This is a genomic window from Burkholderia sp. WTPI3 (assembly GCF_021483755.1).
Taxonomy (GTDB): Bacteria; Pseudomonadota; Gammaproteobacteria; order Burkholderiales; family Burkholderiaceae; genus Burkholderia.
The window spans coordinates 1-20194 of the sequence record NZ_JAGIXF010000063.1; the positions used below are offsets into that span (position 1 = coordinate 1).

The following is a 20194-nucleotide window of genomic DNA, read 5'->3' on the forward strand; positions in this document are numbered from 1 at the left end:
GTTCGTGGAACAGGATGTGGGACGGGAGCGGCGAGTGGCCGGAGCCGGACACGCAGGTAATAACGTTGAGCTTGCCGTGCGGGAGGTCGACGTCGAGCGCCTTCAGGTTGTGCTCGCGCGCGTTGACGATCCGCACGACGTCCTCGCCTTCGATCGCGCGCCGCTCGCGGGCGGCGTTCAGCACGGTCTGCAACGGCACGCCTTCGTCGGCGAGCGCCGTTCCGGCGTCCATCGCACGGTCGTACTGCAGCAGCGCAGCGCCGGTATGCGATTCGGCGCACGCTTTCACGTCGTCGGGCGTGCCGGCGCACAGCACGAGGCCGCCGCCGTCGCCGCCTTCCGGACCGAGATCGATCAGCCAGTCGGCCGCGCGGATCACGTCGAGGTTGTGCTCGATCACGATCAGCGAATGGCCGGCCGCAAGCAGCTTGCCGAACGCCTGCATCAGCTTCGCGATGTCGTCGAAGTGCAAGCCGGTGGTCGGCTCGTCGAACATGAACAGCTTCGCGCGCGCGATGCGCGCCTCTTCGCTGGCGACCCGGCGCCCGCCGGCCGCGGCGGCCGATTCGGCGAGGAAGCCGGCCAGCTTCAGCCGCTGCGCCTCGCCACCCGACAGCGTCGGCACCGGCTGGCCGAGTTTCACGTATTCGAGGCCGACGTCGACGATCGGCTGCAGCACGCGCAGCACTTCGGCGTCGGCCGCGAAAAACGCGGCCGCCTCGCTGACGGTCAGGTCGAGCACGTCGGCGATACTCAGTGCACGGCCGCCGCGCTCGATGCGCACTTCCAGAATTTCGGCGCGGTAACGGCTGCCGTCGCAATCGGGGCAACGCAGATAGACGTCGCTCAGGAACTGCATCTCGATGTGCTCGAAGCCCGAGCCGCCGCAGGTCGGGCAACGGCCGTCGCCCGAATTGAAGCTGAACGTGCCGGCGCCGTAGCCGCGCTGCAGCGCGAGCGGCGCCTTCGCGAACAGCTTGCGGATTTCATCGAACGCGCCGACATAGCTGGCCGGGTTCGAGCGCGTGGTCTTGCCGATCGGCGATTGATCGACGAACACGACGTCGCCGACCTGATCGGCCCCGGTGAGAGTGCGGAACGCGCCCGGCGATTCGGTCGCCTTGCCGTGATGGCGCGCCATCGCCGGATACAGCACGTCCTGCAGCAGCGTCGACTTGCCGGAACCGGACACGCCCGTCACGCAGACGAGCCGCTGCAACGGAATCTCGACCGTCACGTCGCGCAAGTTGTGCTCGGTCGCGCCTTCCAGCACGATGCGCGGCGTGTTCGCATCGACCGGGCGGCGTGCCCAGTTCGACGCATGCGCGACGTGCTTGCGGCCGCCGAGATACTCGCCCGTCAGCGTGTGCGCGGAACGGATGTCGCCCGGCGTGCCGTCGTAGACGATCGTGCCGCCGCGCTCGCCGGGGCCGGGGCCCATGTCGATCAGACGGTCGGCCGCGAGCATCACGGACGGATCGTGTTCGACGACGACCAGCGTGTTGCCCGCGTCGCGCAGCCGCTGCATCGCCTCGACGATCCGCGTGAGGTCACGCGGATGCAGCCCGATGCTCGGCTCGTCGAGCACGAACAGCGTTTTGGTCAGCGACGTGCCGAGCGCCGTGGTCAGGTTGATCCGCTGCACCTCGCCGCCCGACAGCGTGCGGCTCTGGCGATCCAGCGTCAGATAGCCGAGCCCCACGTCGCACAGATATTTCAGGCGCGTGCGCACTTCCGCCAGCAGCAGCTTCAGCGCGTCGTCGAGCAGCGCGCTCGGCAGGCTCACTTCGTCGAAAAATCGGCGGATCCGCTCGATCGGCAGCAGCATCAGGTCGTGCACCGTCAGGCCCGGCAGCGCTTCGAGCTGCGCGCGCGTCCAGTCGACGCCGCGCGGCATGAAGCGATCGGCCGGCGCGAGCACCGCGTCGGCGTTCGCCTTCGAGCCGAGCCGCCACTGCAGCGATTCGGTCTTCAGGCGCGCGCCGCCGCAGACGTCGCACGGCGTGTAGCTGCGGTACTTCGACAGCAGGACGCGGATATGCATCTTGTACGCTTTCGACTCGAGATAGCCGAAGAAGCGTTTCACGCCGTACCACTGGCTCTGCCACTTGCCGTTCCAGTCCGGCGAGCCGTTGACGACCCAGTCGCGCTCGGCGTCCGTCAGGTCGGACCACGGCGTGTCGCGCGGAATGCCGGCTTTCGCCGCGTAGCGCATCAGGTCGTCCTGGCACTCTTTCCAGGCGGGGGTCTGCATCGGCTTGATCGCGCCGCCGCGCAGGGTCTTGCGCGCGTCCGGAATCACGAGACCGAGATCGACGCCGATCACGCGGCCGAAGCCGCGGCAGGTTTCGCATGCGCCATATGCCGAGTTGAACGAGAACAGCGCCGCCTGCGGCTCCGCGTAGCGCAGGTCGCTGTCGGGATCGTGCAGCCCGGTGGAAAAGCGCCACACCTGCGGCTCGGCGGCCGCGGCGAGCGCGTTTTCCACTTCGGGCGCAAGCACGTACACGTTCGCGCGGCCGCCGCCGCGCTTCAGCGACGCCTCGATCGCCTCGACCACGCGCACCTTGTCGGCCTGCTGCACGCGGAAGCGGTCGGCCACCACGTCGAGCACCTTGCGCGGGCCCGTGGGCGACGCCACTTCGCGCTGCGCCTGCACGCGCGTGTAGCCGCTCGCCGACAGCCACTGCGCGACTTCGTCCTCGGACGCGCTTTCCGGCAGCTCGACCGGGAACGTGACGACGACGCGCGGATCGCCGGCGCGCGTGCGCGCGACGAGTTCCGCGTAGATCGTCTCGGGCGTGTCGTGCCGCACCTGCCGCGCGGTCTTGCGGTCGAACAGCTCGGCCGCGCGCGCGTACAGCAGCTTCAGGTGGTCGTTGAGCTCGGTCATCGTGCCGACCGTCGAGCGCGAACTGCGGACCGGGTTGGTCTGGTCGATCGCGATCGCGGGCGGCACGCCGTCGACGCGCTCGACCTGCGGGCGATCCATCCGGTCAAGGAATTGCCGCGCATACGCGCTGAACGTCTCGACGTAGCGCCGCTGCCCTTCCGCGTACAGCGTGTCGAACACGAGGCTCGACTTGCCGGAGCCCGACGGGCCGGTGACGACCGTCATTTCGCCGGTGCGCAGGTCGAGATCGAGGTTCTTGAGGTTGTGCTGACGTGCTCCGCGAATGCGGATCAGATTGCTGGATGACAATTTGCCTGCCCGTCTGAATGAGTTAGCCGGAGTTCACGGTGCCGGAATGCTGCGGTGGATGCCCGCAGGCGCGGCGCACGTGCCGCACAGGTCATGCCGGTGCGGCTCGAAGTTCGACGGATACTATACTGTATATTCATACAGTTTTCCATGAAGGCCGCGGGCGGCACATGGGCAAAGGCCGCCATTGCCGCTCCAGCCGGGCAGGCGAGCCGGCGGGCGCCGGGATCCCCGAGCCCTTTGCATGCGGCGCTCGAACCGGTCACGCCGAGGCCGTCCATCGCGCCGAACGACCGGCCGTCGCAGGACGCGCACCTGAACTCGATCGCGTCGTTCGTGCGGAATATGTGATGCTGATCGGGCGACGCCGGCGGGTTGCGCACGATCCCGGCACGTGCTCGATCCGTCGGATCGCGCTGGCGTCCGGCGAGTCGCGCCTATGTGCACCGGCAAGCGTTCGCGTGCGCGGGCTTTCGGGTGTCAGGGAAAGATCGGCGTCGTGGGCTCGCCGCCTTCCATGCCCGCCTTGGGAAAATGCTGACCAACCATCTGCTCGATTTCCTGCTCTCGCAACGCCGGCACGTCGGCCATGATCAGGATCTGGCCGTCCCGGATCGCGTCACGAAATCGCGCGAGTCGCCCGTTCGGCTCGGCGATGCCGATCATCGCCGCCGTCCAGGCCCCGAAGCCCGCTCCCGCCATCGTCAATGCGACGACGGCGCCGCCCGCGATCACAAGCTCCGCGGGGGGAAATACCAGCGCGACAAGGCCGATAAGCGCACCTGTCGCGCCGCCGAGCGCGACACCGCGCTCGAGCGCGTGCACGACATCGCTGCTTTGCAGCAAGGACGCTTCGGGTAACTGATCGAGCGTGACGCTGTGATCGGCAAGAACGTGAATATGGCGCCAGATGATGCGTGCGCGCAGCAGGTCGTCGACGATCGCCTTCGCCATCTGCGTATCGGGTACGAGGAAATAAAGGCGTCTCATGTTGCACCCCTCATTTGCCGTCTGCTCATCCTCAGCAGGGCCTTTCCATTTTATGCCAGCATCGGCCATGCGGTGCCCGCACACGTACGAGCGACGGCGCCGCGATGCAGGTGGATGGCGTCGAATGCCCGATCCCGCCCCGGTGTGCCCGGTCAGCGCGCGTGACATGTGCGCTCGGGCCAGAGCGCGCTGCATCGATGCGATGGCGGCGGCCTGGCGCTAGCCGCGTTCGCGCAGCGGCGCCAGCAAGTCCCTCAGGCCGTTATGGTCGATCTCGTGCATCAGCGCGAGCTGCCGGCCGAGTTCGCCGCGCGGGAACCCTTCGCGAGCCAGCCAGTTGAGGTAAGGCCCGGGGAGGTCGGCAATGAGTCGGCCCCGGTATTTTCCGAAGGGCATGGTGACGGTGACAAGGCATTCGAGGTCCGGGGCGCGCATGCGGGTATTGTGCACGGCTTTCGCTCCCGCGTGGGCTGCGGCCGCGCCGCGCGCTCAACGGCCCATACCGGCCGACGGGCGTGAAACCGGCCCTTCAAGGAAAGCCGGTTCGGCCCCCGCCGCCCGCCTTTTTGCCTGCTAGACTGGAATTTCCCCCTGCAAACGATGGAGGGAATCATGATGTCCATCTACGTCGTGAAAACCGGCGAGCAGTTCCTCTGCACCGCCGAGGACGGCGACATCGGCATGGCGCCGGCAATTGAAGATGCCGCGTCGTTTGGTTCGTATGACGAAGCGGAAAAAGCGGCCAGCACGCATGCCGACCCCGGATACGAAATCGTGGCCGTCTGCATGATCAGGCACTGAGCAGCGATCCGCTGCGCCGTGCGGACGCGGGCCCGCGTGTCGTGCGCAAGTCGCCGCGCTGCATCGTCATCCATGCGAGGACGGCGGCGACCCCGCACACCGTCGATCGACGGAACCCGGCTGCAGCCGGCGCTGCTCAACCGGTTCATCCCGCGGCGGACCGGCGGCGCGATGCAAGGCGGGCTGGCGGTGCTTGCCGGCTGGGGGCACCTCACCGATACCGACGAATGGCTCGGCCCGGACAAATGCACGCGTCGCGCCCTGCCGCGTTCATACGGACGATGCGGGCGCGTCCCTGCGCGCCGGGCGCCACGGGCGCAACAGCCTGCGCGTCGTCGACCCGAGCGCCGCATCGTCTCCCGGCGCAGCCGTCCCGACCGGCCCGGCCTCTCGAGTCCGCCGTTTCGGCCCGAGCCCCGTACCGCCCGTGCGCCGCCGCGTCGCATGCCGCTCGATGATCCTTTGCAGCAGGCAGAACACGCACAGCAGCGCGCCGATCACGATCCGCGTCCACCACGAACTCAGCGTGCCGTCGAACGTGATCAGCACCTGGATCGTGCCCAGGATGCCGACCCCGAACACCGACCCGATCACGTACCCCACGCCGCCCGTGAGCAGCGTGCCGCCGATCACGGTCGCGGCGATCGCGTCGAGCTCCATCCCCTGCGCCTGCAACCCGTAGCCGGACAGCACGTACAGCGTGAACACCACACCGCCGAGCGCCGAACAGAATCCGCTCAGCGCATACACGCCAACCTTCGTGCGCGCGACCGGCAGCCCCATCAGCAGCGCCGAGCGCTCGTTGCCGCCGATCGCATACACGTTGCGGCCGAAGCGCGTGAAATGCGCGACGTAGATCGCGGCGGCGAGCGTCGCGAGCGCGATCAGCGCGCCGGTGCTCAGCATCCCGCCGCCGACCGGCACGCTGATGGCCGCGAGCGCATGAAACGTCGGCTCGTCGATCGTGATCGACTGCGTCGTGATCAAAAAGCACGCGCCGCGCGCGAGAAACATCCCGGCCAGCGTGACGATGAACGGCTGCAGCCGGAAGTAATGGATCAGCGCGCCCATCGCGGCGCCGTACAGCGCGCCGAACGCGAGCACGAGCGGCACGATCGCCCACACGGGCCAGTGCAGCCGCTCGGCACCGACCGCGCAGAAAATCGTTGTCAGCGCAACGACTGAGCCGACCGACAGGTCGATGCCGCCCGACACGATCACGAACGTCATGCCGATCGCGACGATCAGCAGGAATGCGTTGTCGACCAGCAGCCCGGTGAGCACCTGCATCGAGAAGAAGCCCGTGTACATCACGGATCCGAAGCCGAACAGCGCGATGAACAGCACGATCGTCACGACGATCGGCAGCGTGCGCGGGTCGGCGAGCCGTGCGAGGAATCGGTTCATCGCGGCGTCGCTCCGGTGGTGGCGCGCGCGCGCGCGGAAGGCAGCAGCCGCGACGCGTGGCGGACCACGAGTGCGCGCGCCGCGTCCGACTGGATCAGCGTCACGACGATCACGACGACGGCCTTCACGACGAGCGTCGCCTCCGGCGGCACGCCGATCGAATAGGTCGTGTAGGTCAGCGTCTGGATAATCAGCGCGCCGAGCACGGAGCCGGCGAGGCTGAAACGGCCGCCGAGCAGCGACGTGCCGCCGAGCGTCACGGCGAGGATCGCGTCGAGCTCGAGCAGCAGCCCTGCGTTGTTGCCGTCGGCGCTACGCACGTTCGAGCTTGCGATGATCCCCGCGAGCGCCGACATCACGCCTGAACACAGATACACGCCGAACACGATGACGCCTGCGCGCAGCCCCACGAGCCGCGTCGCGACCGGGTTCACGCCGATCGCACGGATGAACAGGCCGAGCGCCGTGCGGTTCACGAGCAGTGCGGTCGCCGCGATCGTCGCGATCGCGATCCACACCGAGCACGGCACGGCCGCGAGATAGCCGCCGCCGAGTGCCAGGTAGCCGGGCGCGCCGATCGGAATGATCTGGCCGCCCGTGAGCAACTGGGCGACGCCGCGTCCGGCAACCATCAGGATCAGCGTCGCGATGATCGGCTGCATCCCGACGAACGCGACGAGCACGCCGTTCCATGCGCCCGCGAGCAACCCGACGCCGAGTGCGGCGGCCAGCGCCGCGCCGAGCCGCGTCGGATCGCCGTCGAGCACGATCGCCGCGGCAGCGCCCGCGATCGCGACGATGGCGCCGACCGAGATGTCGATCCCGCGCGTCGCGATCACGAGCGTCATCCCGAGCGACACGATCACGAGCGGCGCCGCGCGGTTCAGGATGTCGATCGGCGCGCCGAACAGGTGGCCGTCGAGCAGCGTGATCGACAGGAAGCCCGGCCGATGCGCGATGTCGAGCGCGAACAGCAGCACGAGGGTCAGCACCGGCCACACGAGCGGATGACGAAGCAACATGCGAAGCCGCATCATGACCTGCCTCCCGCAATCAGTTGATAGACCTGCTCCTCGGACGCGTCGCCGCCGCTCAGTTCGGCGACCTTGCGGCGGTCGCGCAGCACCGCGATCCGGTGGCTCACGCGCACGACTTCGCTGATTTCCGACGAAATGAACAGGATCGCGAGACCCTGCGCGCACAGCGCGAGCACGCGCTCCATGATGTCGAATTTCGCGGCGACGTCGATCCCGCGCGTCGGCTCGTCGAGGATCAACAGCTTCGGTTCCGTCGCGAGCCAGCGCGCGAGCAGCACCTTCTGCTGGTTGCCGCCCGACAGCAGCCCGATCGGCTGCTCCGCGTCGCGCGCCTTGATGCCGAGCCGCGCGACGTACGTGTCGGCCAGCTCGCGCTGCCGCGCACGGCCGATCAAGCGCCACCAGCCGCGCCGCGCCTGCAGCGCGAGGACGATGTTCTCGCGGATCGACAGCGCGGCGACGATGCCCTCCTTCTTGCGATCCTCCGGGCAATACGCGATGCCGTTGCGCACCGCGTCGTGCGGCGACGCGAGCCGCTTGCGCGCGCCGTCGATCTCGATCGCGCCGGTATCCGTGCGCTCGGCGGCAAACGCGAGCCTTGCGGTTTCGGTGCGCCCCGAGCCGAGCAGCCCGGCCAGTCCGACGATTTCGCCGGGCCGCACGTCGAGATCGAGCGGACTCATCATGCCGCGCCGTCCGACCTGCCGCATCGACAGGAACGGTTCGGCCGCGCCCGCATCGGGCGACACCGCTGCCGCATCCGCCCGCAGCGTGCCGGACATCGGTTCGCGGCCGGTCATCTTCGCGACCAGCACGTCGACCGGCAGGTCGCGCGCCAGATACTCGCCTTCGCGCTCGCCGTTGCGCATCACGGTGATCCGGTCCGACACCGCGTAGGTCTGTTCGAGAAAGTGCGTGACGAACAGGATCGCGATGCCCGACGCCTTCAGCCGGCGCAGCACGTCGAAGAGCCGCGCGACCTCGCCGTCGTCGAGGCTCGACGTCGGCTCGTCGAGAATCAGCACGCGTGCATCGACCGACACGGCCCGCGCAATCGCGACCATCTGCTGCACCGCGATCGGATAGGCATCGAGCGAGCGCGTGACATCGAGCGACAGGTCCAGTTCGGCGAGCGCGTCGCGTGCACGCGCGTGGATCGTCTTCCAGTCGATCGCGCCGCGCCGCATCGGCTGCCGGCCCGCGAAGATGTTCTCCGCGACCGACAGGTTCGCGCACAGGTTCACTTCCTGGTACAGCGTCTGGATCCCGGCCGCCTCGGCCTCGCGCGGCGCGGCGAAGCGCACCGGCGCGCCGCCGACGCAAATCTCGCCCGCATCGTGCGCATACACGCCGGTGAGCACGTTGATCAGCGTCGATTTGCCCGCGCCGTTCTGGCCCATCAGCGCATGGATCTCGCCCGGAAACAGCCGGAAGCTCACGCGCTGCAGCGCGCTGACACCCGGAAACGCCTTGTCGATGTCGATCATCTCGACCACCGGCGGATTCGTCATGGATGCGCCCTCGATGCGAAACGGTTGCCGGACGGCGGCAGCCGCGCCGCCGTCCGCGGTCGGCGAGACTCAGTACTTGCGGGTCGGCAGCACCTGCGCCGCGACGCTCATCGGGAACACGGTCTCGTTCGTCACGATGCGCTTCGGCAACTGCTTGCCGGCGACCACGTCCTTCACCGCCGTCATCAGCTGCGGGCCGAGCAGCGGGCTGCATTCGACGTCGACGTTGATCTTGCCCGCGACCATCGCCTGGAAGCCGCCCTTGGTCGCATCGAACGACACGACGCTCACGTCCTTGCCGGGCTTGATGCCGGCCTCTTCCATCGCCTGGATCGCGCCGAGCGCCATGTCGTCGTTGTGCGCGTAGACGACGTTGATCTGCTTGCCGTAGGTCTTCGCGAACGCTTCCATCACCTGCTTGCCGCCCGCGAGCGTGAAGTCGCCGCTTTGCGACGCGATCACCTTGAACTTCGGATTGTTCTTGATCACTTCCAGCAGGCCCGCGCGGCGATCGTTGGCCGGCGCGGAGCCGACCGTGCCCTGCAGCTCGACGATGTTGATCGGGCCCGGGTCGTTCTTGTAACGCTCTTCCATCCAGTGGCCCGCGCGCCGCCCTTCCTCGAGGAAGTCCGAGCCGATCATCGTCACGTACAGCGACGGATCCTTCACGTCGACGCCGCGATCGGTCAGGATCACCGGGATATGCGCGGCCTTCGCTTCGGTCAGCACCGGCTCCCAGCCCGATTCGACGACCGGCGAGAACGCTATCACGTCGACCTTCTGCGCGATGAACGAGCGGATCGCGCGAATCTGGTTCTCCTGCTTTTGCTGCGCATCCGAGAATTTCAGGTTGATGCCGGCGTCCTTCGCGGCGCTCTTCACCGACACGGTGTTCGCGGTACGCCACGCGCTTTCCGCGCCGACCTGCGAGAACCCGAGCGTGATCGGCTTTTGCTGCGCGTGCGCGCCGCTTGCCAGCACTGTCGCCGCGGCGACGATCGCGCCGGCCGCCAGCTTCCTGATGAATGTCATGGTCCGTCTCCGATGATGTCGTTGTATGCCGCGGCGCCGGCGTTGCGCGGCGTGCCGTGCTGCGCTGTTCTGTTTCTGCGTGGCGCGGATGCGGGTCGGGGCAGCGTCGGCCGGCGCGTGCGGCCGGCCGGTATCTGCGCCCCGGATCAGTCTAGGTACAAGCCCGATAACCTTCCAATGAAATATTGGATTGAAGCGATATCGGAATCGGCATACGTATAAACACCTAAGCGGGCGGCGCAGGCCGGTCTAGCTGGCGTTGGCGGCATTTCCGGTCGCGATTCCAGAGGCTTTTCCGCTGGCCTTTCCACCGGCCGCCTCGACCAGCATGACCAGCGTTTCCATTTTCGTTTGCCCCATCCGCTGCGACGTCAGCCGCGCGTCCACGAGACTCACGATCACCAGATCGAGCGACGGCACGACCACCGCGTACTGGCCGAGATGGCCGTCGGCCCAGAAGGCCCTCCGCGACAGCAGCGCGTCCCGGCCGCGCTCGCCACTCGCCGAATCGCTCGTCCACCATAGATAGCCGTAGCCGCCGGTGCGCGTGTCGGAATACGGCCGCGTGGACTCGGCGACCCAGCCGGCCGGGACGATCTGCCGGCCGCGCCAGCGGCCATCGTGCAGATACAGCAGCCCGAAGCGGGCGAGATCGCGCGCGCTCATCGCGAACGGATAGGCCGGGTAGCGTGTCGCGCTGCCGCCCGGCACGTAGTGCCCGTCCGACGGCGTGTAGTCCTGCATGCCGAGCGGAACCGCGAGCTCCGTCTGCAGCGCATCGAAGATGCGCGTGCCGGTGCTGCGTTCGTAGATCGCGCCGACCGTATTGAAATCCCAGTTGTTGTAGTACCAGAACGTGCCGGGCGCATGACTGCCGCGCGGCGGCCGCAACGCCTTCATCTGCATGGTTTCGTACGTCGCCGGGTGATACACGCCCGAGCGCGCCTCGAGCAGCATCCGTACGGTCGCCTGTTTCTCGGCGGGCGAAAGCGCCGGAGCGGTGTCGTCGATGCCGAGTTGCGCGAGCGTGTCGTCGAGATGCATCTGGCCGCGCGCGACCGCGATGCCGACCAGCGCGCTCAGGAAGCTCTTGCGCGCGGAATGGAGGTTCGTCTTGCGGGTGACGTCGCCCCACTGCCCGATCACCGTTCCGTCGTGGACGATCATGCCGGACGTCGAGCCCTGCTGTCGTGCATAGGCGATCGCGCGATCGATCCCGTCCTGCGAGAAGCCCTGCGTGGCCGGCGCGGCCTGCGTCCATTCGGCGGCCGGAAACGCCGGCGACGCAGCCTCCATTGCTGACGGTGGCGGCACCGGCTGTTCCGACTGGCATCCGGCAACCAGCGGCGCAACGCCGGCAACGGCCAGCACGAGCAGCGCACGCCACCGGCGCGTTGCTTCACGGCATCCTGAAACGTATGTTCCTGGCAGCATCGTCGGTCTCGCCGGCAGTTTCGATGTTGCTTCAACGTGGCTGCGCGGCGGATCCGTCGCGGCCCGTGAAGTTTTACCGGATTACGTGAAGGGTTCCGACCGGGCGCGCATTGCCGCAACGCACGAAAAATTGATCTCCGCATATTACCGACAGCAGGCTGACAGCCCGATGTCACGCGTGCCCGGCACCTGTCGGCCCATTCAGCGATGCGCGCCGGCCCGCACGCAAAACCGTTGCCAATCAAGCATTTGAAACGAGCCGAAGCGGCTGCGGCTGCGCGCTACGGCAGACGACCGGCGGCCCCGGGTGCCGTCATCGGCCGCAACCGGCACCGCGCCGCCCGATCCCGCTATTTTTCGAAATCGAGCGTTACCCCCTTGTAATTCTCGTTGCCCGGACCTTCCACTAGATTGAAGGCGTCCCCAACGCAACGAGGTGGAAAAATGAATGCGAAACAATGGGCCGTCGTCGGCTCGGGCGTGCTGCTCGCAGGCCTTTCCGTGCAACCCGCGATGGCCGGCGTGTCGATCGGCTTCGGCATCGCGGCGCCCGCCCCCGTCTATGTCGCGCCGGCGCCCGTGTACGTCGCGCCGCCGCCCCCGGTCATGTATGCGCCGCCCGTCGTGGCCGCGCCCGTGATGGTGCCGACCGTCGGCATCGCGCTCGGCTGGCACGGCGACCGCTACTGGGACGGCCGTCGCTGGTGGGGGCGGCGCGAGTGGGGTGCGCGTCGCCGCTGGTGAGCCGGCCCGCGCCGAGGCTGCAGCCGCTGCGGCGTGCCGGTTGCGTCGCCCGTGCCGTTGGTGCGGGTCCGCGTCGATGACCGCCATTACGCCCCAGGCATCCGCACGCGACGCCGGCCCGTCGCCGTCCTCGCAGCGATCGCGCATCGACCGCCGATCCGCGTAACCGGCCGCCCATCTGCATCGCGGCCGGCGCGCGCATGAGCGGAGCGATACCTTCCGTCATCGCATTCATCCGCCCATCCTTCTATCAGGAGTCCTTTCATGCCAGCCCGTAGCGCGATGCGATGCCCGTCCAGGAGGCCGACATGATCGAACCGAACCCGGCCCCCCCGGCGCGGCATCGCGCGCGCCGCTGGATCGTCATCTGCGTGCTCGCCGTGCCGCTCGTGCTGATCGTCTTTCATCTGCTGCACCGAACGAAACCGGTGCGCGCGAATCCGGCACAGGTCGTCGGCGTCGCGACTGCATCGACGGGCGACATGCCGGTCGTGCTGAACGAGCTCGGCACGGTCACGCCGGTCGCGACCGTGACCGTGCTGCCGCAACTGAGCGGCTATCTGACCGAAGTCGGCTATCGCGAAGGCGAGGAAGTCGCCAAGGGCCAGTTCCTCGCGCAGATCGACCCGCGCCAGTACCAGATCAGCAAGCAGCAGGCGCAGGCCCAGCTCGCTAAGGACGAGGCGAGCCTCGCGCAGGCGCGCGCCGATCTCGCCCGCTACGCGCAGCTGGCGCAGAACAAGTCGATCGCCGAGCAGACCTACCAGGACGCGCAGTTCACCGTGCAGCAGGACGAAGCGGCGATCCAGGCGGACCGCGCGAACATCGCGCAATACGATCTCGATCTCGCGTATTGCCACATCACCGCGCCGGTGGCGGGCCGCGTCGGCCTGCGGCTCGTCGATCCGGGCAACTACGTGACGTCGTCGAGCACGACCGGCATCGTCGTGATCACGCAGATGAAACCGATGACCGTGCAGTTCACGGTGCCGCAGAACGCGCTGTCGTCCGTCCTCCAGCGCGTAGGCGCAGGCGCGAAGCTGCCGGTCACCGTCTATTCGAGCGACGACGACAAGCAGGTCGCCACCGGCACGCTGTACGCGATCGGCAACCAGATGGCGACCGCGACCGGCACCGTCACGCTGCGCGCGACCTTCGCGAACGACGACGAAGCGCTGTTCCCGAACGAATTCGTCAACGTGCGGCTCGGCGTCGACACGCTGCACGGCACGGTGCTCGTGCCGACCGCCGCGGTGCAGAGCGGTGCACCGGGCGACTACGTGTATCTGGTCAACGCGAACCGTACGGTGTCGGTGCACAAGGTCACGCTCGGCCCGAGCGACGGTCGCACCACGGCGATCGTCGCTGGGCTCGCCGCCGGCCAGCAGGTCGTGACCGACGGCGTCGACCGGCTCAGCGACGGCGCGGCGATCCGCATCGCGGCGCCCCGCGCGGGTGGCGCGCACCCGGCGTCCGGCGCGGCGGCAGCGCCGGCGGCCTCCCATGCCCACCGGCCGGCCGCGGCCGGCGCGGCATCCGGCGCGGCGTGACCCGACGCGACGCGGCAACCGATCCGATGAATATCTCCCGCCCCTTCATCCTGCGGCCCGTCGCGACGCTGCTGCTGACGATCGCGCTCGTGCTCGCCGGCGCAGTCGCGGTCCGTTTCCTGCCGGTGTCGTCGCTGCCCGACGTCGACTACCCGACGATCCAGGTGCAGACCTTCTACCCTGGTGCGAGCCCCGACGTGATGGCGACGACCGTCACCGCGCCGCTCGAGGTCCAGCTCGGCGAGATCCCCGGTCTGCAGCAGATGATCTCGTACAGCTCGGAAGGCGCGTCGGTCATCACGCTGCAGTTCGACCTGTCGGTCAGCCTCGACGTCGCCGAGCAGAACGTGCAGCAGGCGATCAACGCGGCGAACAGCTACCTGCCGAGCGGCCTGCCCGCGCCGCCGACGTATGCGAAGGTGAACCCGGCCGACCAGCCGGTCCTCACGCTCGCGGTCACGTCGAATTCGATGTCGCTCACGCAGTTGCAGGACACCGCGAACAACCGGCTCGCCACCAAGATCTCCGAAGTGCCGGGCGTCGGCCTCGTCACGACGGCGGGCGGCCACGTGCCGGCCGTGCGCGTCGAAGCCGATCCGCACAAGCTCGCCGCGTACGGGCTGAGCATGGACGACCTGCGCACGCTGCTCGCGAACGTGAATGTCAGCCAGCCGAAGGGCAACTTCGACGGCCCCGATCTCGACTACACGATCAACTCGAACGACCAGATCACCGACCCGAGCGCGTATCTCGGCACGGTGATCGCGTACCAGAACGGCGCGCCGGTGTTCCTGCGCGACGTAGCCCGCGTGTCGCAGGCGCCGCAGGACGTCGAGCGCGGCGCGTGGCTGAACCGCACGCCCGCGATCGTGCTGAACGTGCAGCGTCAGCCGGGCGCGAACGTGATCGCGACCGTCGACCAGATCAAGCGGCAGCTTCCCGCACTCGAAGCGACGCTGCCGGCCGGCATGCACGTGCAGATCGTCGGCGACGGCACCGGCGTCATCCGTGCGTCGGTGTTCGATGCCGCGACCGAGCTCGTGCTGGCCGTCGCGCTCGTCGTGATGGTGATCTTCGTGTTCCTGCGCAACCTGCCCGCGACGCTGATCCCGAGCATCGCGGTGCCGGTGTCGCTGATCGGCACGGTTGCCGCGATGGTCGAGCTGCACTACTCGATCGACAACCTGTCGCTGATGGCGCTGATCATCGCGACCGGATTCGTCGTCGACGATTCGATCGTGATGATCGAGAACATCGTTCGCTACATCGAGCAAGGCATGCCGCCGCTCGACGCCGCGTTGAAGGGCGCCGGACAGATCGGCTTCACGATCCTGTCGCTGACGGTCTCGCTGATCGCGGTGCTGATTCCGCTGCTGTTCATGGGCGGCGTGATCGGCCGCCTCTTCAGCGAATTCGCGGTCACGCTCGCGGTGACGATCCTGATTTCGGCAGTGGTGTCGCTGACCGTCGTGCCGATGCTGTGCGCGCGCATCCTGCGGCCCCATTCGGAAGCGCAGTCGCATGCCGGCCGCTTCGAGCGCGTCAGCGAACGGCTGTTCGACCGCACGCTCGGCGCATACGAGCGCGCGCTGGCCTGGGTGCTGCGGCACCAGACGCTGACGCTCGTCGTCGCGCTCGCGACGCTCGCGCTGACGCTGATCCTCTACATCGCGATTCCGAAGGGGCTGTTCCCGGTGCAGGACGTCGGCACGATCCAGGGGATCAGCGTGGCCGACACGTCGGTGTCGTACGCGGCGATGGTCGAGCGCCAGTCGCAACTGGCCGATACGCTGCTCAAGGATCCGGACGTCGCGTCGCTCACGTCGTACGTCGGCATCGACGGCGTGAACGCTACGCTCAACAACGGCCGCTTCCTGATCAACCTGCGCCCGCATGGCGACCGTTCGACCAGCGCGGAAGCCATCGCGCGGCGGCTCCAGCAGGAAACGGCCGGCGTGCCGGGCGTGCGGCTCTACCTGCAACCGGTGCAGGACCTGACGCTCGACACGACGCTGTCGCCGAACCAGTATCGCTTCGTGCTGCGCGGCCCGAGCCGGCAGGCGTTGCAGCAGGTCGTGCCCGCGCTCGTCGCGAAGCTGAAGCAGGTGCGCTCGATCACCGACGTGCAGAGCGATCTCGACGTCGACGGGCTCGGCGTGCAGGTCGACGTCGACCGCCAGGCGGCCGCGCGCTACGGGATCACGCCGGCGACGATTGACAACGCGCTGTACGATTCGCTCGGCCAGCGCATCGTGTCGACGATCTTCGAGCAGTCGAACCAGTATCGCGTGATCCTGGTCGCGAAGCCCGAGGCAATGCCGAACGTCGCGTCGCTCGGCAGCCTTTACCTGCCGAGCCAGACGAGCAGCGGCGGCCAGGTGCCGCTGAGCCAGATCGCAACGATCCGGCTCGCGAAGACGCCGCTCGCGATCCGCCATCTCGCGCAGTTCCCGGCCGTCACGGTGTCGTTCAACCTCGCGAGCGGCGCGTCGCTGAGCACGGCGGTCGACGACGTGCGTCGCGTCGAGCGCGACGCCGCGCTGCCGCCATCGATCCAGTCGTCGTTCCAGGGTGCGGCGGCCGCGTTCGAGGATTCGCTGTCGAGCGAAGTCTATCTGCTGGTCGCCGCGCTGGTCGCCGTCTACATCGTGCTCGGCGTGCTGTACGAGAGCTTCATCCACCCCGTCACGATCCTGTCGACGCTGCCGTCCGCCGGGATCGGCGCGCTGCTCGCGCTGATGATCGCCGGCACCGATCTCGACGTGATCGGGATCATCGGCATCGTGCTGCTGATCGGCATCGTGAAGAAGAACGCGATCATGATCGTCGACTTCGCGCTCGAAGCGGAACGCGTGCACGGCAAGGCACCGGCCGATGCGATCTTCGAGGCGTCGCTGCTGCGCTTCCGCCCGATCCTGATGACGACCTTCGCGGCGATGCTCGGCGCGCTGCCGATGCTGGTCGGCACCGGCACGGGCTCGGAGCTGCGCCGCCCGCTCGGCCTCGCGATCATCGGCGGCCTCGCGCTCAGCCAGATCCTCACGCTGTTCACGACGCCGGTGGTCTACCTGCTGTTCGACCGGCTGGCCGCGCGCGTGCGGCGTCGGCGTGAAGCCGCCGCGCCCGGCGACGCCGCGCCCGATGGCGGGAGCGCGTCGTGAACCCGGCCGCGCTGTTCATCCAGCGGCCGGTCGCGACCACGCTGCTCGCGATCGCGATCCTGCTGTCCGGCACGCTCGCGTACTTCCGGATGCCGGTCGCGCCGCTGCCGAACGTCGCCTATCCGGTGATCGTCGTGCAGGCGAACATGGCGGGCGCAAGCCCCGAGATCATGGCGTCGACCGTGGCCGAGCCGCTCGAACGGCGGCTCGAAACGATCGCCGACGTGCAGGAACTCACGTCGATGAGCTACGTGGGCTCGTCGCTGATCGTGATCGAGTTCGGCCTCGACCGCGACATCAACGGCGCCGCCCGCGACGTGCAGGCCGCGATCCAGGCCGCGCGCGCGGACCTGCCGACCACGCTGCGTTCGAACCCGACCTACCGGCAATACAACCCGGCCGACGCGCCCGTGATGGTGCTCGCGCTGACCTCCGACACGCTGACGTCCGCGCAGCTCTACGACTCGGCCGATTCGGTGATCCAGCAGCAGTTGTCGCAGATCAAGGGCGTTGGCCAGATCACGCTCGGCGGCGGCGCATTGCCGTCGGTGCGGGTCGAACTGCAGCCCGGCAAGCTGAACAGCTACGGGATCGGGCTCGAGGACGTGCGCGCGTCGCTCGGCTCGGCGAACGCGGACAGCCCGAAGGGCCATCTCGACCAGGGCGGCCACCGCTACGAGATCCTGTCGAACGACCAGATCGCCACGGCCGCGCCGTTTCGCGATCTCGTCGTCGCGTACCGCAACGGCGCCGCCGTTCACCTGCACGACGTCGCGCAGGTGCTCGATTCGAACGAGAACGTGCGCAACGCGGGCCTCTACAACGGCAAGCAGGCCGTGCTCGTGATCGTGTTTCCGCAGCCGGGCGGCAACGTCGTCAATACGGTCAGGCAGATCCGCGCACGGCTGCCGGTGATCGAGGCCGCGCTGCCGGGCTCGGTGCGCGTCGGCATCGCGGTCGATCATTCGCAGTCGATCAACGCGTCGGTGTCCGACACCGGGCGCACGCTCGGCATCGCCGTGCTGCTCGTCGTCGGCGTGGTGTTCGTGTTCCTGCTGTCGCCGCGCGCGACGCTGATTCCGGCCGTCGCGCTGCCGCTGTCGATCATCGGCACGTTCGGGCCGATGGTCCTGCTCGGCTACAGCATCGACAACCTGTCGCTGATGGCGCTCACGATCGGCACCGGCTTCGTCGTCGACGATGCCGTGGTCGTGCTCGAGAACGTCACGCGCTTTCTCGAAGCCGGCTACGCGCCGAAGGAGGCTGCGTTGCGCGGCAGCGCGGAAGTCGCGTTTACGGTCGTGTCGATGAGCGTGTCGCTGATCGCGGTGTTCCTGCCGATCCTGCTGATGCCCGGCATCGTCGGCCTGCTGTTCCACGAGTTCGCGGTCACGCTGTCGATCGCGATCCTGCTGTCGATGGTGATCTCGCTGACCGTCACGCCGACGATGTGCGCGTACGTGCTGAGCCGCCAGCGCATCGATGCGAAGCCGTCCCGCATCGGCCGCCGCATCGCCGCGACGCTCGACGGGCTGCACGACGCGTATTCGCGCTCGCTTGACGCCGTGCTCGACCGTGCGCCGCTCGTCGGCGTGCTGCTGATCGCGCTCGTCATCGGCAACCTGCTGCTGTTCCGCCTGCTGCCCGCGACCTTCTTCCCCGAGCAGGACAACGGCACGCTGATGGGCCAGATCATCGCGGATCAGAGCATCTCGTTCGGCGCGATGCGGCAAAAGCTCGCGCAGCTTCAGGCCATCGTCCAGCAGGATCCCGCCGTCGCGGCGGTGGCCGGCTTCACCGGCGGTCGCGCGCTGAACACCGCGAACGTGTTCGTCGCGCTGAAGCCGCTCGCGCAGCGCCATGCATCGGCCACCGAGGTCGTCAACCGGCTGCGGCCGAAGCTGGCGGCCGTATCCGGCGCGCGACTGTTCCTGCAGGCGCAGCAGGACTTGCGGATCGGCGGCCGGCAGTCGGCCGCCGAATATCAGTACACGCTGACGAGCGACGATCCGGCCGCGCTGACCACGTGGACGCCGCGCCTCGTCGACGCGCTGAACCGCTACCGCGGCCAGCTCGTCGACGTGAATTCGGATCTGCAGCAGCAAGGGCTGCAAACGACCGTGACGATCGACCGCGCAACCGCGAAACGCTACGGGTTCGATCCGGACCAGATCGACAACGTGCTGTACGACGCATTCGGCCAGCGCACCGTGTCGACGATCTATAACCAGTTGAACCAGTACTTCGTCGTGATGGAAGTCGCGCCGCGGTACTGGCAGTTCCCGTCCTCGCTCGGCCGGATCTTCGCGAGTACCGCCGCCGGCAACGCGAGCGGCACCGCGCAGACCCAGTACTCGTCGGCCACCGTGCCGGCCGCCGCCGCGACCCTCGCGGCCGGAGCGACGGTCGGCGTCGCGACGGCGGCCGCCGGCGGCACGACCAATGCGCTGAATGCGAACGCGGAAGCGAATGCATCCACCAACAGCATCTCGAACAGCAAGGGCGGCAGTTCGACCGGCAGCGCCGACAGCACGTCGGCCGAAACGATGGTGCCGCTCACCGCGCTCGCGCTGTTCTCGAACAGCCATACCGCGACGCAGGTGAACCACCAGGGCGGACTCGTCGCCGCGACCATCTCGTTCAACCTGCCCGTACACGGCTCGCTGAGCGATGCGGCCACCGCGATCGCCGACGCCGAGCAGTCGATCGGCATGCCCGCGTCCGTACACGGCGCGTTCGCCGGCGCGGCGCAGGCGTTCACCAGCTCGATGAACGCGGTGCCGCTCCTGATCGTCGCGGCGCTCGCAGTCGTCTACATCGTGCTCGGCGTGCTGTACGAGAACACCATCCATCCGCTGACGATCCTGTCGACGCTGCCGTCCGCCGGCATCGGCGCGACGCTTGCGCTGCTCGTGTTCGGCGTGCCGTTCTCGGTGATCTCGATGATCGGCTTCATCCTGCTGATCGGCATCGTGAAGAAGAACGGGATCATGATGGTCGACGTCGCGATCGCGCTGCAGCGCGACGAAGGCGTCGACGCGCGGCGCGCGATACACGAGGCCGCCGTGCGGCGCCTGCGGCCGATCATGATGACCACCGCCGCGGCCGTGCTCGGCGCGCTGCCGCTCGCGCTCGCGATCGGCCAGGGCGCGTCGCTGCGCCAGCCGCTCGGCGTGACGGTGATGGGCGGGCTCGTGATCAGCCAGGTGTTCACCCTCTATACGACGCCCGTGATCTATCTGTATCTCGACCGGCTGCGCGAACGACTCGCGCGCAGCTCGTCGCGGTGGCCGCGCCAGCAGCGGCCCGAATCGAGGCCCTGATC

Annotated in this window: 14 protein-coding genes; 6 read left to right on the plus strand and 8 right to left on the minus strand. The window is 68.4% G+C overall.

All coding sequences use genetic code 11. From position 1 onward, the window contains the following. Window positions 1-3202, minus strand: a 3202-nt coding sequence (gene uvrA, locus J7024_RS26960) for an excinuclease ABC subunit UvrA (RefSeq protein ID WP_234745614.1), incomplete at its 3' end; no start/stop codon positions are given. A gap of 54 nt (window positions 3203-3256) precedes the next feature. Here uvrA and J7024_RS26965 point away from each other — a divergent pair. Then, window positions 3257-3553 (plus strand): hypothetical protein, encoded by a 297-nt coding sequence (locus tag J7024_RS26965; RefSeq protein WP_175787710.1) that lies wholly within the window; start codon window positions 3257-3259, stop codon window positions 3551-3553. Between the two features lie 129 nt (window positions 3554-3682). On the opposite strand, the gene J7024_RS26970 is transcribed toward J7024_RS26965, so the two are convergent. After that, window positions 3683-4192, minus strand: coding sequence for a DUF1269 domain-containing protein (locus J7024_RS26970; protein WP_124897733.1), 510 nt, complete (start codon window positions 4190-4192; stop codon window positions 3683-3685). A 219-nt stretch (window positions 4193-4411) separates the two neighbouring features. Next, entirely contained in the window at window positions 4412-4627 is a 216-nt protein-coding gene (locus J7024_RS26975; RefSeq protein WP_124897734.1) for a DUF3820 family protein, read from the minus strand. A 177-nt stretch (window positions 4628-4804) separates the two neighbouring features. Between J7024_RS26975 and J7024_RS26980 the strand changes: the two genes are divergently transcribed. Continuing rightward, a complete protein-coding gene (locus J7024_RS26980; RefSeq protein WP_124897699.1) occupies window positions 4805-4993 on the plus strand; it encodes a hypothetical protein in 189 nt (62 codons plus the stop codon). Between the two features lie 270 nt (window positions 4994-5263). Here J7024_RS26980 and yjfF read toward each other — a convergent pair whose 3' ends face one another. The 5 genes from yjfF to J7024_RS27005 all read right to left on the minus strand — a co-directional run bounded on the left by yjfF (window position 5264) and on the right by J7024_RS27005 (window position 11414). Then, window positions 5264-6400, minus strand: a complete 1137-nt coding sequence (gene yjfF / locus J7024_RS26985) for a galactofuranose ABC transporter, permease protein YjfF (RefSeq protein WP_124897700.1) — start codon at window positions 6398-6400, stop codon at window positions 5264-5266. Next, entirely contained in the window at window positions 6397-7437 is a 1041-nt protein-coding gene (locus tag J7024_RS26990) for an ABC transporter permease (RefSeq protein WP_124897701.1), read from the minus strand. Before J7024_RS26990 ends, yjfF begins: the two co-directional genes overlap by 4 nt. Then, a complete protein-coding gene (locus tag J7024_RS26995) occupies window positions 7434-8948 on the minus strand; it encodes a sugar ABC transporter ATP-binding protein (protein WP_234745615.1) in 1515 nt (504 codons plus the stop codon). The genes J7024_RS26990 and J7024_RS26995 overlap by 4 nt, the downstream gene beginning before the upstream one ends. A 69-nt stretch (window positions 8949-9017) precedes the next feature. Continuing rightward, entirely contained in the window at window positions 9018-9980 is a 963-nt protein-coding gene (locus J7024_RS27000) for an ABC transporter substrate-binding protein (protein WP_124897703.1), read from the minus strand. 249 nt (window positions 9981-10229) lie between these two features. Continuing rightward, window positions 10230-11414, minus strand: a complete 1185-nt coding sequence (locus J7024_RS27005) for a serine hydrolase domain-containing protein (protein WP_234745616.1) — start codon at window positions 11412-11414, stop codon at window positions 10230-10232. 513 nt (window positions 11415-11927) lie between these two features. Between J7024_RS27005 and J7024_RS27010 the strand changes: the two genes are divergently transcribed. The 4 genes from J7024_RS27010 (at window position 11928) to J7024_RS27025 (ending at window position 20192) form a co-directional block, all read left to right on the plus strand. Beyond that, window positions 11928-12158 (plus strand): hypothetical protein, encoded by a 231-nt coding sequence (locus J7024_RS27010; protein ID WP_234745620.1) that lies wholly within the window; start codon window positions 11928-11930, stop codon window positions 12156-12158. A gap of 308 nt (window positions 12159-12466) precedes the next feature. Continuing rightward, complete coding sequence (locus tag J7024_RS27015; RefSeq protein WP_124897706.1) at window positions 12467-13708, plus strand: efflux RND transporter periplasmic adaptor subunit; 1242 nt, start codon at window positions 12467-12469, stop codon at window positions 13706-13708. 26 nt (window positions 13709-13734) lie between these two features. Next, window positions 13735-16869, plus strand: coding sequence for an efflux RND transporter permease subunit (locus J7024_RS27020; RefSeq protein ID WP_175752104.1), 3135 nt, complete (start codon window positions 13735-13737; stop codon window positions 16867-16869). Beyond that, complete coding sequence (locus tag J7024_RS27025) at window positions 16866-20192, plus strand: efflux RND transporter permease subunit (protein WP_175858818.1); 3327 nt, start codon at window positions 16866-16868, stop codon at window positions 20190-20192. Before J7024_RS27020 ends, J7024_RS27025 begins: the two co-directional genes overlap by 4 nt. The last annotated feature ends 2 nt before the right edge of the window (window positions 20193-20194 follow it).

Coding starts and splice junctions, on each gene's coding strand:
- J7024_RS26995 (WP_234745615.1), bottom strand. CDS start 8,948: ATGACGAATCCGCCGGTGGTCGAGATGATCGACATCGACAAGGCGTTT.
- J7024_RS27010 (WP_234745620.1), top strand. CDS start 11,928: ATGGCCGGCGTGTCGATCGGCTTCGGCATCGCGGCGCCCGCCCCCGTC.
- J7024_RS26980 (WP_124897699.1), top strand. CDS start 4,805: ATGATGTCCATCTACGTCGTGAAAACCGGCGAGCAGTTCCTCTGCACC.
- J7024_RS26970 (WP_124897733.1), bottom strand. CDS start 4,192: ATGAGACGCCTTTATTTCCTCGTACCCGATACGCAGATGGCGAAGGCG.
- J7024_RS27005 (WP_234745616.1), bottom strand. CDS start 11,414: ATGCTGCCAGGAACATACGTTTCAGGATGCCGTGAAGCAACGCGCCGG.
- yjfF (WP_124897700.1), bottom strand. CDS start 6,400: ATGAACCGATTCCTCGCACGGCTCGCCGACCCGCGCACGCTGCCGATC.
- J7024_RS27020 (WP_175752104.1), top strand. CDS start 13,735: ATGAATATCTCCCGCCCCTTCATCCTGCGGCCCGTCGCGACGCTGCTG.
- J7024_RS27015 (WP_124897706.1), top strand. CDS start 12,467: ATGATCGAACCGAACCCGGCCCCCCCGGCGCGGCATCGCGCGCGCCGC.
- J7024_RS26975 (WP_124897734.1), bottom strand. CDS start 4,627: ATGCGCGCCCCGGACCTCGAATGCCTTGTCACCGTCACCATGCCCTTC.
- J7024_RS27000 (WP_124897703.1), bottom strand. CDS start 9,980: ATGACATTCATCAGGAAGCTGGCGGCCGGCGCGATCGTCGCCGCGGCG.
- J7024_RS26990 (WP_124897701.1), bottom strand. CDS start 7,437: ATGATGCGGCTTCGCATGTTGCTTCGTCATCCGCTCGTGTGGCCGGTG.